This window comes from Streptococcus sp. HMSC078H03 (assembly GCF_001808655.1).
In the GTDB taxonomy this organism is placed as follows: domain Bacteria; phylum Bacillota; class Bacilli; order Lactobacillales; family Streptococcaceae; genus Streptococcus; species Streptococcus salivarius_G.
In genome coordinates this window covers 106,395-123,965 of the sequence record NZ_KV794113.1, presented here as the reverse complement: position 1 = coordinate 123,965, position 17,571 = coordinate 106,395, and the positions used below count along the sequence as shown (strand labels likewise).

Annotated in this window: 12 protein-coding genes; 9 read left to right on the top strand and 3 right to left on the bottom strand. The window is 39.3% G+C overall.

Features of this window, described 5'->3' with window-relative positions:
- Positions 1-131 precede the first annotated feature (131 nt).
- Complete coding sequence (gene ileS, locus HMPREF2607_RS06460) at positions 132-2,930, top strand: isoleucine--tRNA ligase (protein WP_070476385.1); 2,799 nt, start codon at positions 132-134, stop codon at positions 2,928-2,930.
- A 91-nt stretch (positions 2,931-3,021) separates the two neighbouring features.
- Here ileS and nrdF read toward each other — a convergent pair whose 3' ends face one another.
- The 3 genes from nrdF to nrdH all read right to left on the bottom strand — a co-directional run bounded on the left by nrdF (position 3,022) and on the right by nrdH (position 6,613).
- A complete protein-coding gene (gene nrdF, locus HMPREF2607_RS06455) occupies positions 3,022-3,981 on the bottom strand; it encodes a class 1b ribonucleoside-diphosphate reductase subunit beta (RefSeq protein WP_021144365.1) in 960 nt (319 codons plus the stop codon).
- Positions 3,982-4,138: 157 nt separating this feature from the next.
- Positions 4,139-6,298, bottom strand: a complete 2,160-nt coding sequence (nrdE, locus tag HMPREF2607_RS06450) for a class 1b ribonucleoside-diphosphate reductase subunit alpha (RefSeq protein WP_002890676.1) — start codon at positions 6,296-6,298, stop codon at positions 4,139-4,141.
- A 90-nt stretch (positions 6,299-6,388) separates the two neighbouring features.
- A complete protein-coding gene (gene nrdH, locus HMPREF2607_RS06445; RefSeq protein ID WP_004182714.1) occupies positions 6,389-6,613 on the bottom strand; it encodes a glutaredoxin-like protein NrdH in 225 nt (74 codons plus the stop codon).
- A 332-nt stretch (positions 6,614-6,945) separates the two neighbouring features.
- Between nrdH and acnA the strand changes: the two genes are divergently transcribed.
- From acnA to HMPREF2607_RS06405, 8 genes are all read left to right on the top strand, one after another.
- A complete protein-coding gene (acnA, locus tag HMPREF2607_RS06440) occupies positions 6,946-9,609 on the top strand; it encodes an aconitate hydratase AcnA (protein WP_070476384.1) in 2,664 nt (887 codons plus the stop codon).
- A 1-nt stretch (position 9,610) separates the two neighbouring features.
- Complete coding sequence (locus HMPREF2607_RS06435; protein ID WP_014634261.1) at positions 9,611-10,735, top strand: citrate synthase; 1,125 nt, start codon at positions 9,611-9,613, stop codon at positions 10,733-10,735.
- A 13-nt stretch (positions 10,736-10,748) separates the two neighbouring features.
- Positions 10,749-11,924 carry an NADP-dependent isocitrate dehydrogenase gene (icd, locus tag HMPREF2607_RS06430; RefSeq protein WP_048674467.1) on the top strand — a complete coding sequence of 392 codons (1,176 nt, stop codon included), beginning with the start codon at positions 10,749-10,751 and terminating at the stop codon, positions 11,922-11,924.
- Positions 11,925-12,185: 261 nt separating this feature from the next.
- Entirely contained in the window at positions 12,186-12,449 is a 264-nt protein-coding gene (locus HMPREF2607_RS06425) for a phosphocarrier protein HPr (protein ID WP_002884015.1), read from the top strand.
- Between the two features lie 4 nt (positions 12,450-12,453).
- Positions 12,454-14,187 (top strand): phosphoenolpyruvate--protein phosphotransferase, encoded by a 1,734-nt coding sequence (gene ptsP, locus HMPREF2607_RS06420; RefSeq protein ID WP_013990779.1) that lies wholly within the window; start codon positions 12,454-12,456, stop codon positions 14,185-14,187.
- A 218-nt stretch (positions 14,188-14,405) separates the two neighbouring features.
- Entirely contained in the window at positions 14,406-15,839 is a 1,434-nt protein-coding gene (locus HMPREF2607_RS06415) for an NADP-dependent glyceraldehyde-3-phosphate dehydrogenase (RefSeq protein ID WP_021144358.1), read from the top strand.
- 115 nt (positions 15,840-15,954) lie between these two features.
- Positions 15,955-16,782 carry an alpha/beta hydrolase gene (locus HMPREF2607_RS06410; RefSeq protein ID WP_002884105.1) on the top strand — a complete coding sequence of 276 codons (828 nt, stop codon included), beginning with the start codon at positions 15,955-15,957 and terminating at the stop codon, positions 16,780-16,782.
- Positions 16,783-16,829: 47 nt separating this feature from the next.
- Positions 16,830-17,570 (top strand): esterase family protein, encoded by a 741-nt coding sequence (locus HMPREF2607_RS06405; RefSeq protein ID WP_002884014.1) that lies wholly within the window; start codon positions 16,830-16,832, stop codon positions 17,568-17,570.
- Position 17,571 lies beyond the last annotated feature (1 nt).

Below are 17,571 nucleotides of genomic sequence, written 5' to 3'. Positions count from 1 at the left end.
AGGATGGTCCTCCTTACGGACATATGAGGGAGCAAATGTTTTTTGCTCTGAATTAAGGTGGTACCACGAGCTTTCGTCCTTTTTGATGAAGGCTCTTTTTATTTAGTATATTAATTTAAAGAGGAGATATAATGAAACTCAAAGAAACCTTAAATCTAGGTAAGACAGCTTTTCCAATGCGAGCTGGACTTCCTAACAAAGAACCAATCTGGCAAAAAGAGTGGGAAGATGCTAAGATGTATCAACGTCGTCAAGAGTTGAACCAAGGTAAACCTCACTTCACTCTTCATGATGGTCCTCCGTATGCCAATGGTAATATTCACGTTGGACATGCGATGAATAAAATTTCTAAGGATATCATTGTTCGTTCAAAATCAATGTCTGGTTTCTATGCTCCTTACGTTCCTGGTTGGGATACGCATGGTCTTCCAATTGAACAAGTATTGGCAAAACAAGGTGTGAAACGTAAAGAACTTGATCGTGCTGAATACCTTAAGATGTGTCGTGATTATGCACTTTCACAAGTTGACAAACAACGTGAAGATTTCAAACGTCTTGGTGTTTCGGCTGATTGGGATAACCCATATGTTACTTTGACACCAGACTATGAGGCTGCACAAATCCGTGTCTTTGGTGAGATGGCTAAAAAAGGTTACATCTATCAAGGTGCAAAACCAGTTTATTGGTCATGGTCATCAGAATCAGCACTTGCTGAAGCTGAAATCGAGTACCATGATTTAGTTTCAACTTCCCTTTACTATGCCAATAAGGTTAAGGATGGTAAAGGAGTGCTAGACACAGATACATATATCGTAGTTTGGACAACAACACCATTTACAGTAACAGCTTCACGTGGTTTGACTGTTGGTGCTGATATTGAATACGTTCTCGTAAAACCTGCTGGAGAAGACCGCAAATTTGTCGTTGCTTCTGAATTACTTAATAGTCTTTCTGAGAAATTTGGTTGGACTGATGTGGAAGTACTTCAGTCATACCGTGGAGAAGAATTGAATCAAATCGTCACTGAACACCCATGGGATACAGAAGTTGATGAGCTTGTTATCCTTGGTGATCACGTAACTACAGATTCAGGTACAGGTATCGTCCATACGGCTCCTGGTTTTGGTGAGGATGACTATAACGTAGGTATCGCTAATGGCCTTGAAGTTGCCGTAACCGTTAATGAGCGTGGTACTATGATGGAAAATGCTGGTCCTGATTTTGAAGGTCAGTTCTACGATAAAGTGGCTCCAATTGTTATGGAAAAACTCGATGATTTGCTCCTTGCTAAAGAAGAAATCTCACACTCATACCCATTTGACTGGCGTACGAAGAAACCAATCATCTGGCGTGCCGTACCACAATGGTTTGCTTCTGTTTCTAAATTCCGTCAAGAGATTTTGGATGAGATTGAAAAAGTTAAATTCCATTCTGAGTGGGGTAAAGTTCGTCTCTACAACATGATTCGTGACCGTGGTGACTGGGTAATCTCTCGTCAGCGTGCTTGGGGTGTGCCACTCCCAATCTTCTATGCTGAAGATAAAACACCAATCATGGCTGAAGAAACAATCGAACATGTGGCCAAACTTTTCGAAGAGCACGGTTCAGTTATTTGGTGGGAACGTGATGCCAAAGATCTTCTTCCAGAAGGTTTTACACATCCTGGCTCACCAAACGGCGAGTTTACTAAAGAAACTGACATTATGGACGTATGGTTTGACTCAGGCTCATCATGGAACGGTGTTGTTGTTAACCGTCCTGAGTTAACTTATCCAGCTGACCTCTATCTCGAAGGTTCAGACCAATACCGTGGATGGTTTAATTCATCTCTTATTACATCTGTTGCCAACCATGGTGTTGCACCATATAAGCAACTCTTGTCTCAAGGTTTTGCGCTTGATGGTAAGGGTGAGAAGATGTCTAAATCGCTTGGTAACACAATTGCTCCTAGTGATGTTGAGAAACAATTTGGTGCTGAAATTCTGCGTCTTTGGGTAACAAGTGTTGATACAACTAATGACGTTCGTATCTCAATGGATATCCTTAGCCAAGTATCAGAATCTTATCGTAAGATTCGTAACACACTTCGTTTCTTGATTGCTAATACATCTGACTTCAATCCAACAACTGATGCAGTAGCCTTTGAAGACTTGCGTTCTGTAGATCAGTACATGACTATTCGATTTAACCAATTAGTTAAGACTATTCGTGATGCCTATGCAAACTTTGAATTCTTAACTATCTACAAAGCCTTAGTTAACTTTATTAACGTTGAGTTGTCTGCTTTCTATCTTGATTTTGCTAAAGATGTTGTTTACATTGAAAGTGCAGAATCACTTGAACGTCGTCAAATGCAAACAGTCTTCTACGATATTCTTGTCAAGATTACAAAACTATTGACACCAATTCTTCCTCACACTGCAGAAGAAATTTGGTCATATCTTGAATTTGAAACAGAAGACTATGTTCAATTGTCAGAGTTGCCAGAAGCAGAAGATTTCGCTGGTCAAGATGCACTTCTTGAAAAATGGAATGCCTTCATGGATTTCCGTAGCCAAGCTCAAAAAGCTTTGGAAGAAGCACGTAATGAAAAAGTTATCGGTAAATCGCTTGAAGCTCATTTGACCATCTATCCTAATGCTGAAGTCAAAGAACTTCTTGAAGGTTTGAACACTAACCTTGCTCAACTTTTGATTGTTTCAGCATTGACTATTGCTGAAGGAGATGCTCCTGAGTCTGCTGTAAGCTTTGAAGGTGTAGCATTCACAGTAGAACGTGCTGAAGGTGATGTATGTGATCGTTGCCGTCGTATCGATCCAACTACCAAAGAACGTAGCTACAATGCGACTATCTGTGATCACTGTGCTAGCATTGTTGAAGAAAACTTTGCTGAAGGTGTCGCAGAAGGTTTTGAAGTAAAAGCAAAATAAAATAAAAAGAGTTCAATTTGAACTCTTTTTCTGTTTGTTTTTCTAATATAGTATTGAACACAATAAAAAAACTAGCTCAGCTAGTTTTTTCTTATAGTCCGTAGTTATAATCATCGTCTTGCATGGCTTCAACAGTCCCTAGAAGGTAACCATTACCAACTTGAGAGAAGAAGTCGTGGTTAGATGTTCCTGTAGAAATACCATTCATAACGATTGGGTTAACATCGTTCGCACTATCTGGGAAGAGTGGATCTTGTCCTAGGTTCATGAGAGCCTTGTTGGCGTTATAACGTAGGAAAGTCATGACTTCCTCAGTCCATCCAACAGCATCATAAAGAGATTTAGTGTAGAGCTCTTCATTTTCATACAATTGGTAGAGAAGATCATACATCCATTCACGGAAACTTTCTTGCTCTTCTTCAGGTAATTCGTTGAACCCTAGTTGGAATTTATAGCCAATATAGGTTCCGTGAACAGATTCGTCACGGATAATGAGCTTGATGATTTCAGCGACGTTAGCCAGCTTGTTATTACCAAGATAATAGAGTGGAGTAAAGAACCCTGAATAGAAAAGGAATGTTTCAAGATATGTTGAAGCAACCTTTTTCTGAAGAGGTGTTCCATTTTCATAGATATCGTTAATGATTTTCGCCTTGGTTTGTAGGTATTCGTTACTGTTAGTCCACTCGAAAATTTCTTCAATTTCAGATTTAGTATTCAAAGTTGAGAAGATTGAAGAGTAAGATTTCGCGTGAACAGATTCCATGAACTGAATGTTGTTCAATACAGCTTCTTCATGAGGTGTACGGACGTCTGCACGAATGGCTTCAACACCAGTTTGAGATTGCATGGTATCTAGCAAGGTTAAACCACCGAAAACTTTTCCAACTAAATCCTTTTCTTCAGCTGAAAGTTTACGCCAGTCATCAAGGTCATTTGAAAGTGGGATACGTGTATCTAGCCAAAATTGTTCGGTCAATTTTTCCCAAGTAGATTTATCAATCGCATCTTCGATTTCATTCCAGTTAATGGCTTTGTAGTAAGTTTCCATTAGAAACCTCTTTCTTTATTGATGTCGTTACTATTTTATCATAATTCAAAATCATGATATAGTTTTTTGAGTTGATCTATTAAAAAAGTCGGCGAACCGACCTTTTAATGCATTTTGTAAATAAGAGTAGCGAGGTTGTTATCGTTAAATCACCATCTTAGATGACACAGCTTTCACATTGGTTAGAACCAACCTCTTCACCGTCATCTGTATAAGTACGGATGTAGTAGATTGATTTAATTCCCTTGTTAAAGGCGTAGTTACGAAGGATAGAAAGGTCACGAGTCGTTTGTTTATTTTCTGTTTTCCATTCGTAAATTTCTTTTGGTAACTCACTACGCAAGAATAGGGTTAATGACAAACCTTGATCAACGTGTTCAGTTGCAGCGGCATAAACGTCGATAACTTTACGCATGTCCATGTCGTAGGCTGAAGTGTAGAAAGGAATTGTGTCTGTTGAAAGACCGTTGGCTGGATAGTAGATTTTTCCGATTTTCTTTTCTTGACGTTCTTCAATACGTTGTGTGATTGGATGGATAGAAGCCGAACAGTCGTTAATGTAAGAGATTGAGCCATTTGGCGCAACAGCCAAACGGTTTTGATGGTAGAGTCCATCTTTCTTAACGAGTTCACGTAGTTCTTCCCAATCTTTGGCTTGTGGGATGAAGTGACCATCGAAAAGTTCTTTGATACGGTCAGATTTAGGAACGTATTGGCCTGTAACGTATTTATCAAAGTAAGAACCATCAGCATATTTTGATTTTTCAAAACCGACAAAGGTTTCTTGACGTTCGCGGGCAATATTGTTAGATTCAACCAAGGTCCAGTAGTTCATAAGCATGAAGTAGATATTAGTGAATTCAACAGATTCGGGGCTACCATACTCGATATGGTGTTTAGCAAGGTAAGAGTGAAGTCCCATAGCTCCTAAACCAAAGGTATGAGCTTGTTGGTTACCATTTTTGATGGATGGTACAGCATCAATACTTGAACTATCTGTAACAAAGGTAAGTGCACGTGTCATAGCCTTAATCGAACGTCCGAAGTCAGGAGATGTCATCATGTTAAGGATATTAGTTGATCCAAGGTTACATGAAATATCTGTACCGAGTTTGACAAACTCTTGTGCATCGTTAAGTTCACTTGGTGTTTGAACTTGGAGAATTTCAGAACAGAGGTTGGACATGACGATCTTACCATCAATTGGGTTGTGTCGATTGGCTGTATCAACATTGACAATATATGGATAACCTGATTCTTGTTGGAGTTTAGAAATTTCAGTTTCTAGCTCACGTGCATTAATCTTGGTTTTTGTAATATTGGGATTGGCCACCAACTCATCATACATAGCTGTAATATCAATGTAGTTATATGGTTTACCATACTCTTTTTCGACTGAGTAAGGGCTGAAGAGGTACATATCTTCATTATTACGTGCCAACTCGTAGAATTTATCTGGAACTGTAACACCAAGTGACAGTGTCTTAACACGCACCTTCTCATCAGCATTCTCTTTCTTAGTAGAAAGGAAGGCAAGGATATCTGGGTGGAAAACATCCAGGTAAACAACACCAGCACCTTGACGTTGGCCAAGTTGGTTTGAGTAAGAGAAGCTATCTTCGAAAAGCTTCATAACAGGTACGACACCAGAGGCTGCCCCAGCGTATCCTTTGATAGGAGCACCAGCTTCACGTAGGTTGGATAGGCTAATACCTACCCCACCACCAATACGTGATAACTGGAGGGCCGAGTTGATAGAACGTCCGATAGAATTCATGTCATCCGTTACTTGAATAAGGAAACATGACACGAGTTCTCCACGACGACTGCGTCCAGCATTTAAAAATGAAGGTGTAGCAGGTTGATAACGTTGGTGAATCATTTCGTTAGCAAGGTCACTAGCAAGGTTTTCATCACCATCAGCAAAGTAAAGGGCGTTGAATAGAACACGATCTTCAATGCTTTCGAGGTAAGACTCGCCATCGTTTGTTTTGAGGGCATATTGTTGGTAGAACTTGTAGGCTGCCATGAAAGATTGGAAGCGGAATTTTTGAGAATGAATTTCTGCAGACAATTTTTCGATGAAAGCAGGTTCGTATTTACCGATGAATTCAGACTCGATATAATCGTTCTCAATCAAATAATTAATTTTATCTGTGATGCTGTTGAATGCCATTGAATTTGGCTTAACGTTTTCAAGGAAGAAGGCACGAAGTGCTTCTTTGTCCTTATGCAAAGGAATTTGACCGTTAACAGGACGGTTAATTTCGTTGTTGAGGCGGAAGTATGAGACATCGCCAAGATTTTTTAAAGACATAATACAGATACCAGGCTCAGTTTAATAGTATATTAAGGTTAAAACATTAAACTAAGCAAACAAGTTCCTTTCTATTTAAAAACTTGATAATTAAAGGATTTCTTTAAGTTTAGTCGGTTGAAAACCTGAAAAAACGATATCGCCTGCTTCAATAACTGGAGCAGCAGTGAAACCAAGACTTTTTACGTAATCGATTTTTTCTGGCTGTTCATCAATGTTGATTTCTTCGAAATCAGCACCTTCCTTTTCCAGGAATTTTTTAGTCATTTTGCACTGCATGCAGTTGTTTTTAGAAAACAATGTAATCTTTGCCATTGCAAATACTCCTTTATAAAAAGATTTTAAGTGGCCAAGAGAGCCACTTTTTAACTTTATATAGAATACCCAAAATATTGGGAAAAATCAAGAGGTTGAACCGACAAAATACAATATTTTGTGTTTAGTATTGAAACACAACCCTATATCTTGTGTTTTAAAGGCTTTTTTAAGTTTCCTAAATTAAATAGGATTTGTTTATGGAATTGACTAAAAAAGAAATATCTCACCTCTGATGTTATATAATATAACATCAAAATGCCAATTCTATTTGTTTTTTCAAAAAAAACAGTGTAGAATAAAGAAAATTTTTAACTAATGGAGGTTCAAGTATGCAAGAATACTGTTCAAATCTAACTGTAAATGGTAAGACATTCTCTTTCTATGATCTCGAAAAAGCAGCAAAATCTCATGATGTTAAGGTCGGAGAGCTACCTTATACCATTCGAATAATACTTGAAAGTCTCCTCCGAAAAAAAGATGGCGAGGATGTTAAGGAATCTCACATTTCTGATCTAATGAAATTTCCGAATTTTCCAACAATTTCTGAAGTGCCTTTTAAACCAAGTCGTGTTATCTTACAAGATTTTACAGGAGTTCCTGTTGTTGTTGATTTAGCTTCAATGCGTGATGCTATAGTGGCTAATGGTGGTAAAGCCGAATTTATTAATCCCGAGATTCCAGTAGATTTGGTCATCGACCACTCTGTCCAAGTGGATTCATACGGATGTGATACTGCTCTTGAAGATAATATCAATCTAGAGTTTAAACGTAATAACGAGCGCTATGAATTTCTTAAGTGGGCTGAAAAGTCTTTTGAAAATTATCGTGCGGTTCCACCAGCTACAGGTATTATTCACCAGGTTAATATTGAATTTTTGAGTGATGTCATTATTGAAAATGATGGGCTCCTATATCCTGACTCTATGTTTGGTACAGATAGTCACACGACTATGATTAATGGTATTGGCGTCCTTGGTTGGGGCGTTGGCGGAATTGAAGCTGAAGCAGCGATGCTCGGTGAAGCATCTTATTTTCCAATTCCAGAGGTTATTGGTGTACATTTGACAGGAGAGTTGCCTAAAATTGCAACGGCAACAGATTTGGCTCTCAAGATTACTCAGGTGCTTCGTTCTGAAAATGTGGTTGGTAAATTTGTTGAGTACTTTGGACCTGGCTTGAAGAGTTTGTCTCTAGCTGACCGTGCCACAGTCGCTAATATGGCACCAGAATATGGTGCGACCTGTGGTTATTTTCCTATTGATGACGAGACTCTTAACTACATGCGTTTAACTAACCGTGATGAGGATCATATCCAAGTCACTGAAGCCTATACAAAAGCCAATCATCTTTTCTATGATCCAAGTAAAGAAGCCAAGTATACTAAGATTGTTGAAATCGATTTGTCATCTATTAAACCTTCTATCTCAGGTCCTAAACGTCCACAAGATTTGATTCTCTTATCAGATGCTAAGCAAGAATTCCAGGATGCAGTGGTACGAGAAGCAGGTGTCCGTGGTTTCGGTTTGGATAAGGAAGAGTTAGTAAAAACTGCAAACGTTGACTTTGAGGATCATTCAGAAACAATTCAAACAGGTCATGTGGCCATTGCAGCTATCACATCATGTACCAATACTTCAAATCCTTACGTTCTTATGGCAGCCGGTCTTTTAGCTAAAAAAGCGGTTGAGAAAGGATTAAAAGTCTCTCCAACAGTGAAGACATCTTTGGCACCCGGTTCTAAGGTTGTTACTGGTTATCTCAAAGCTTCAGGCTTGCAAACCTATCTAGATAAGCTTGGCTTTAACTTGGTAGGTTACGGTTGCACAACCTGTATTGGGAACTCAGGAGACTTACGTCCTGAGGTGGCTAAGGCTATTGTAGACACTGATTTATTAGCGAGTGCTGTTTTGTCAGGAAATCGTAATTTTGAAGGGCGTATTAATCCACTTGTTAAAGCGAATTTCTTGGCTAGCCCACCATTGGTTGTTGCTTATGCCTTAGCTGGTAACACGAATATTGATTTGACAACTGAACCTTTAGGTTTTGACGACAATGGTCAAGCTGTTTATTTAGAGGATGTTATGCCATCTCGTGATGAAATTGAGACTTATGTTGATAAATACGTCACCCGTCAACTCTTCCAAGATGAATATGCCAGTGTCTTTTCTGATAGTGAGAAGTGGAATGCCATTCCTACTGAACAAAGTCAAAATTATAAATGGAATCAAAACTCTACCTATATTCAAAACCCGCCTTACTTTGATGCTTTAGGAGATGATTTGAGCATTAAACCATTGAAAGATTTGAAGGTTTTGGCTAAATTTGGAGATACGGTTACAACAGACCATATTTCTCCGGCAGGTAATATTGCCAGAAATAGTCCAGCAGCTCGTTATTTGACTGAGAATGGTGTTGATTATCAAGAATTTAATTCTTATGGTAGCCGTCGTGGTAATCATGAAGTCATGATGCGAGGAACCTTTGCTAATATTCGTATCAAGAATGAGCTAGCAGATGGAAAAATTGGTGGATATACTAAATATGATGGTGACATTCTACCTATATATGATGCTGCTATGAAATATAAAGAAGCTAATCAAGATACGCTTGTAATTGCCGGCAAGGATTATGGTATGGGCTCAAGTCGTGACTGGGCGGCTAAAGGTGCTAATCTTCTTGGTGTAAAAGTAGTGCTTGCTGAGAGTTTTGAGCGTATCCACCGTTCAAATCTCGTTATGATGGGGATTTTACCAGTCCAATTTATGGAAGGAGAAAATGCTGAAAGTCTTGGATTGACAGGACAGGAGACCTTTAGCTTTGACCTTTCAGAAAATCCAGGTGTCCATGATGTTATCACTGTTACAGCTTCAACACCTGAACAAACCAAAACCTTTAAAGCCTTGGTACGCTTCGATGCAGATGCTGACATTCGCTACTATAAAAATGGTGGTATCTTGCCAATGGTTGTAAGAAAAAAATTGAAGGGGGCCTAATATGACAACAGTTGAAATTAATGGACTTAAGGATATGATTGCCTGTAATACTAGGATTTCATCTATTATCGATGATCATTTATCGTATTCGGGATATGATATTTCTGAGTTTATGGAAAATAAAGCGTCTTTTGAGGAAGTGATTTATCTCTTGTGGAATGGTCATCTTCCTACGCAAATGGAACTTAAGTATTTTGAAGCTGAGTTGCGTAAGAACTATGATATTTCTGATGCTGTAGAACAATGCATTCTTATCCAGTCTCGTCCACATTTGCACCCAATGAGTGTGTTACGTTCAACAGTCTCCCTTCTTGGAGTTTACAATGTTGACGCCGAGGAAAGATCCATGGAGGCAATTTATCAGCAAAGTATTGAATTGATGGCTAAATTGCCTACAATTATTACGACTTTTGCACGCTTACGTACTGGTAAAATGCCTCTCAAACCAAGAGAAGATTTAGGTTTTGCAGCTAATTTTCTCTACATGCTGAATGGTGTTGAACCTTCTGAAATTGAAATTGAAGCTATGAATAAGGCATTAATTCTACATGCTGACCATGAGTTGAATGCTTCAACTTTTGCAGCGCGTGTTTGTGCCTCGACTCTGACAGATATCTATTCTTGTGTCACAACAGCTATTGGAGCTCTAAAAGGTCCCCTGCATGGTGGAGCTAATGAACGCGTCTTTGATATGCTTAAAGAAATCCGTGAATCTGGTGATGTTAATGCTTACTTGCAGGAAAAACTTGATTCTAAAGAAAAAATCATGGGATTTGGACACCGTGTATACAAGAAACAGGATCCTCGTGAAATTTTCTTAAGAGATATGGCTAAAAAGTTGACAGAGGGTACTGAGAATGAAGAATTCTTTAATATGTCTCAAGAAATTGAAGAATTCATGAAAGATAAGAAGGGATTGATTCCCAATGTGGACTTCTATTCAGCCACCGTATACCATACTCTAGGAATTGACAGCGATATCTTCACCCTTATCTTTGCTATGAGTCGTGTTGCCGGCTGGATTGCTCATATTCAAGAGCAGCAAAAAAATAATAAATTGATTCGTCCACGCTCGCAGTACATCGGACAAGAAAATATGACGTATATTCCTTTAGAAAAACGCTAGGGAGGAAAGCTATATGGCAGAAAAAATCGTAATGAAAAATGGACAGCTTCAAGTTTCTGATCGTCCAATTATCCCTTTTATTGAAGGAGATGGTGTTGGACATGATATCTGGAAGAATGCCCAAGCAATCTTTGATAAAGCAGTAGAAGTAGCCTATGAAGGAAAGCGTCATATTGAGTGGCAAGAGCTTTTAGCCGGTAAGAAGGCTTATGACAAAACAGGTGAATGGTTGCCGAAAGAAACCTTGGAGGCTATTCGAGAAAGTTTAGTAGCTATTAAGGGACCGCTTGAGACGCCAGTAGGTGGTGGTATTCGTTCTTTAAATGTAGCTTTACGTCAAGAACTTGATCTCTACGCTTGTGTTAGACCTGTTCGTTACTTTGACGGAGTAGCAAGTCCACTTAAGGAACCAGAAAAAACAAATATTACTATCTTCCGTGAAAATACTGAAGATATTTATGCGGGGATTGAATGGGAAGCAGGAACGGCAGATGTCAAGCGCGTGATTGAGTTTCTCCAGACAGAAATGAATGTTAATAAAATTCGCTTCCCAGAATCAAGTAGTATCGGAATCAAGCCAATTTCAATAGAAGGAAGTAAACGTCTCATTCGCTCTGCTATCGATTATGCTCTCAAGAACAATCTAAAGAAAGTGACATTGGTTCATAAAGGGAATATTCAAAAATTCACAGAAGGTGGCTTCCGTAAATGGGGTTATGAAGTAGCTCAGGAAGACTATAAAGCAGAATTGCTAGCTGGTCGTCTAGAGATTAATGATATAATCGCTGATAACTTTCTCCAACAGATTCTTTTGAATCCAGAAAAATTTGATGTTGTTGCCTTAACTAACTTGAATGGTGATTATGCCAGTGATGCCTTGGCTGCACAAGTTGGTGGTATCGGCATCTCCCCTGGAGCCAACATTAACTATCAAACAGGCCATGCTATTTTTGAAGCAACACATGGAACAGCTCCAGATATCGCGGATCAAGATAAGGCTAACCCTTGCTCAGTTTTATTATCTGGCTGCATGCTTCTAGATTATATTGGTTGGACTGAGGCAGCTCAACTGATTACAAGTGCTATTGAGAAGACATTTAAAGCTGATATCTTTACAGCTGACTTAGCATTTGGGAAACAAGCTTATTCAACGAGTGCCTTTAGCAATCAAATTCTTTCAATTATGTGATTGTTTTTGCTCGAAAATGAAAATTAACGATTGAAAACACCATGAAAGAAATTTTCTGAAAATGTTGTAAATAACTAGAGACTAGTATTTGTTTATGTTTTGAAAAATGAAAATGACCAGTAAAATGAGAGACAAGCTTTCGAAAAACTTGTAGAAAGTACGTTTTAACCTTGCTAATCTCAATTAGCTATGTTATAATTCTAAATTGTAAGGGTTATCATTGATAACTCAAATATTCCAAATGAAGAAGGAGAATCCATTATGGCTTCTAAAGATTTCCACATTGTTGCAGAAACAGGTATCCACGCACGTCCAGCTACTTTGCTTGTTCAAACAGCTAGCAAATTTGCTTCAGATATCACTCTTGACTACAAAGGTAAAGCAGTTAACCTTAAATCTATCATGGGTGTTATGAGCCTTGGTGTTGGTCAAGGTGCTGACGTAACTATCTCTGCAGAAGGTGCTGATGCTGATGACGCAATCGCAGCAATCGCAGAAACAATGACAAAAGAAGGATTGGCATAAGAATATGACAGAAATGCTTAAAGGAATCGCAGCATCTGACGGTGTTGCAGTTGCTAAGGCATATCTGCTTGTTCAACCGGACTTGTCATTTGAAACTGTAACAGTTGAAGATACAAGTGCAGAAGAGGCTCGTCTAGATGCTGCTCTAGCGGCGTCACAAGACGAGCTTTCTGTTATCCGCGAAAAAGCAGTTGAAAGCCTTGGTGAAGAAGCGGCAGCCGTTTTTGATGCTCACTTGATGGTTCTTGCTGACCCAGAAATGACTGGTCAAATTAAAGAAACTATCCGTGCTAAACAAGTTAATGCTGAAGCTGCTTTGACAGAAGTAACAGACATGTTTATCGCTATTTTTGAAGGTATGGAAGACAACCCATACATGCAAGAACGTGCAGCGGATATTCGTGACGTTACAAAACGTGTGCTTGCTAACTTGCTTGGTAAGAAATTGCCTAACCCAGCAACAATTAACGAAGAATCAATCGTTGTTGCTCATGACTTGACACCATCTGATACAGCTCAGTTGAACAAAAAGTACGTAAAAGCTTTTGTTACTAATATCGGTGGACGTACAAGTCACTCTGCAATCATGGCTCGTACACTTGAAATCGCAGCCGTTCTTGGTACAAATAACATCACAGAACTTGTCAAAGATGGCGACATTTTGGCGGTTTCAGGTATTACTGGTGAAGTTGTTATCAACCCAACTGAAGAGCAAATTGCTGAGTTTAAAGCAGCTGGTGAAGCTTACGCTAAACAAAAAGCTGAATGGGCTCTCCTTAAAGATGCTCAAACAGTTACTGCTGATGGAAAACATTTCGAATTGGCTGCTAACATCGGTACACCTAAAGACGTTGAAGGTGTAAATGATAACGGTGCAGAAGCTGTTGGTCTCTATCGTACAGAATTCTTGTATATGGATTCTCAAGACTTCCCAACTGAAGATGACCAATATGAAGCATACAAAGCAGTTCTTGAAGGTATGAACGGTAAACCTGTTGTCGTTCGTACAATGGATATCGGTGGGGATAAAGAACTCCCTTACTTCGATCTTCCTAAAGAAATGAACCCATTCTTGGGTTACCGTGCTTTGCGTATTTCTATCTCTGAAACTGGTAACCAAATGTTCCGTACACAATTGCGTGCCTTGCTTCGTGCATCTGTTCACGGTAAATTGCGTATCATGTTCCCAATGGTTGCTTTGTTGAATGAGTTCCGTACTGCTAAAGGTATTCTTGAAGAAGAAAAAGCTAAATTGGTTGCTGAAGGTGTTGCCGTTGCAGACGATATCGAAGTAGGTATCATGATTGAAATCCCTGCTGCAGCTATGCTTGCTGACCAATTTGCTAAAGAAGTTGATTTCTTCTCAATTGGTACAAACGACCTTATCCAATACACTATGGCTGCTGACCGTATGAACGAACAAGTTTCATACCTTTACCAACCATATAACCCATCAATCCTTCGTTTGATTAACAATGTTATCAAAGCGGCTCATGCTGAAGGTAAATGGGCTGGTATGTGTGGTGAAATGGCCGGTGACCAAACTGCTGTTCCACTTCTTGTCGGAATGGGCTTGGATGAGTTCTCAATGTCAGCGACATCTGTTCTTCGTACACGTAGCTTGATGAAGAAACTTGACACAGCTAAAATGGAAGAATACGCTAACCGTGCGCTTACTGAATGTTCAACAATGGAAGAAGTTCTTGAACTTTCAAAAGAATACGTTAACGTAGACTAATCATAAAAAGTGGAGGCTTAGGCTTTCACTTTTTTTATAGCTAAACAGAGACAAAATAATTGACTCATTCTTTGCTTAGGAGTAGAATACTGCTAACCTAGGTTAATAATTAAAACTATTTTTTGTCAAAATTTTCTGAATAATTCTCGTTTAAATCTTGGATTATTTCTAAAAAAATGATAAAATAGGTCTTATAATAGATAAAAGGAGTTACTATCTTGGCTAAACAATACAAAAACTATGTCAATGGTGAGTGGAAAACATCTGAAAACGAAATTACTATTTACGCACCTGCAAACGGTGAGGAACTTGGATCAGTTCCAGCGATGAGCCAAGCTGAAGTAGACGAAGTCTACGCAGCAGCTAAAGCAGCACTTCCAGCATGGCGTGCGCTTTCATATGCTGAACGTGCAGCTTACCTTCATAAAGCAGCAGATATCTTGGAACGTGATGCAGAAAAAATCGGACAAGTTCTTTCTAAAGAAATCTCTAAAGGTTTGAAATCTGCAATCGGTGAGGTTGTTCGTACTGCTGAAATCATCCACTATGCAGCTGAAGAAGGTTTGCGTTTGGAAGGTGAAGTACTTGAAGGTGGTGCGTTTGACGCTGGTAGTAAGAAAAAAATCGCTGTTGTTCGTCGCGAACCAGTAGGTCTTGTCCTTGCTATCTCTCCATTTAACTACCCAGTAAACTTGGCTGGTTCTAAAATTGCTCCTGCCTTGATTGCTGGTGACGTTGTTGCCTTCAAACCACCAACACAAGGTTCTATCTCAGGTCTTCTTTTGGTTGAAGCATTTGTTGAAGCTGGTATCCCTGCAGGTGTCTTGAACTCTATCACAGGTCGTGGTTCTGTTATCGGTGACTACATCGTTGAACACAAAGCAGTTGATTTCATCAACTTCACAGGTTCAACACCAGTTGGTGAAAACATCGGTCGTTTGGCAGCTATGCGTCCAATCATGCTTGAACTTGGTGGTAAAGATGCCGCTATCGTTCTTGAAGATGCTGATCTTGACTTGACTGCTAAAAACATTGTTGCTGGTGCCTTTGACTATTCAGGTCAACGTTGTACAGCTATCAAACGTGTTCTTGTAATGGATAGTGTTGCAGATGAATTGGTAGAAAAAGTAACTGCTTTGGTAGGTAATATCACTGTTGGTATGCCTGAAGAAAGCGCAAGCGTTACACCACTTATCGATACAAAAGCAGCTGACTTCGTTCAAGGTTTGATTGATGATGCCGTTGAACAAGGTGCTACTGCTAAAACTGAATTGAAACGTGAAGGTAACCTTATCTACCCAGCTGTCTTTGACCATGTGACAACTGACATGCGTCTTGCTTGGGAAGAACCATTTGGTCCAGTATTGCCATTCATCCGTGTATCTTCAGTAGAAGAAGCAATCAAGATTTCTAACGAATCTGAATTTGGTCTTCAAGGTGCAGTCTTCACTCAAGACTACCCACGTGCGTTTGCAATTGCTGAACAACTTGAAGTTGGTACAGTTCACATCAACAACAAAACACAACGTGGTACAGATAACTTCCCATTCCTTGGTGTTAAAGGATCCGGTGCCGGAACTCAAGGTGTGAAATACTCTATCGAAGCTATGACTCGTGTGAAATCAACAGTATTTGATATCACAAACTACTAAGAGTTTAGCTATTCAATCATTAAAAAAGTGTAAAGAGTCCTCATTATAGGGACTCTTTTTCTTTTAAAATATGGTATAATAGAACTAAATTTCGAATATAGAGAGTTTTCTGACAATGAATAAATCTTATTTTTACTTGGTTATGAAGACGCATGAGTTAGAGGTGCCATACACTGGGAAACTTCGTCGTGTGCGTGTTCTTCTGCCTAAGAACTATGAAACGGATACAGATCGTTCTTACCCTGTCGTGTATTTCCATGATGGTCAGAATGTTCTTTATAGTAAGGAGTCATTTTCTGGCTATTCTTGGAAGATTATCCCAACAATCAAACGTAATCCTGATATTTCACGTATGATTGTTGTTGCTATCGATAATGATGGCCCTGGCCGTATGAATGAGTATTCTGCGTGGAAGTACCAAGAATCGAATATTCCTGGTGTTCAGTTCGGAGGCAAGGGAGTAGAGTATGCGGAGTTTGTCATGGATGTGGTTAAACCCTTTATTGACAAGGAGTACCGTACCCTCTCAGATCGTCAGCATACAGCTATGATTGGATCATCTCTTGGTGGTAATATCACTCAGTTTATGGGGCTTGATTATAAGGAGCAGATTGGTTGTCTTGGGGTATTTTCTTCAGCTAACTGGTTGCATCAAGATGCCTTTGATCGTTACATGTCGCGTCAAAAGCTCGATGCAGATCAACGTGTCTACATTTATGTAGGGACTGAGGAAGCTGATGATACTGACAAGACCTTGATGGCTGGTAACATTAAGCAGGCTTACATTGACTCTTCATTGAGCTATTACCATGATTTGATTGCTCGTGGGGTTGATTTGGAAAATATCAAGATTCACATTCAATCTGGCGCTGAACACAATGAAGAAGCTTGGGCTGAGAATTTACCAGACTGTCTTCGCTTTTTCGCTGAAAAGTGGGACTAGTCTATATTAACGCAAAATATTTTTAATTTAGGAAAAGGAATATAAATATGAATATCGAACATCTTAGCCACTGGAGTGGTCAACTTAATCGTGAAATGTATGTTAACCGTTACGGGCACGCTGGTATCCCTGTTGTGGTTTTTGCCTCATCAGGTGGTAGCCATAACGAATACTATGACTTTGGTATGATTGATGCTTGTGCACGTTTTATCGAAGAAGGACGCGTACAATTCTTTACGCTTTCAAGTGTGGACAGTGAAAGCTGGCTTTGTGATTGGAAAAATCCACACGATCGTGCTGAAATGCATCGTGCTTATGAACGTTATGTTATTGAAGAAGCTATTCCATTTATCAAACACAAAACTGGTTGGTTTGATCCAATGATGACAACAGGATGTTCAATGGGTGCTTACCATGCGCTTAATTTCTTCTTGCAACACCCTGATGTTTTCAATAAAGTAGTAGCCCTTAGTGGTGTCTACGATGCTCGTTTCTTTGTGGGTGAGTTTGGAGGGGATGAAGCTATTTACCAAAATTCCCCATCAGATTATATCTGGAACCAAAATGATGGTTGGTTCATCGACCGTTACCGTCAAGCTGAGATCATCGTATGTACAGGTCTTGGTGCTTGGGAACAAGATGGTCTTCCTTCTTACTATAAACTTAAGGAAGCCTTTGAACAAAAGAATATTCCAGCTTGGTTCTCTGAGTGGGGCCATGATGTCGCTCACGATTGGGAATGGTGGCGTAAACAAATGCCTTATTTCCTTGACAATATGAACCTATAAT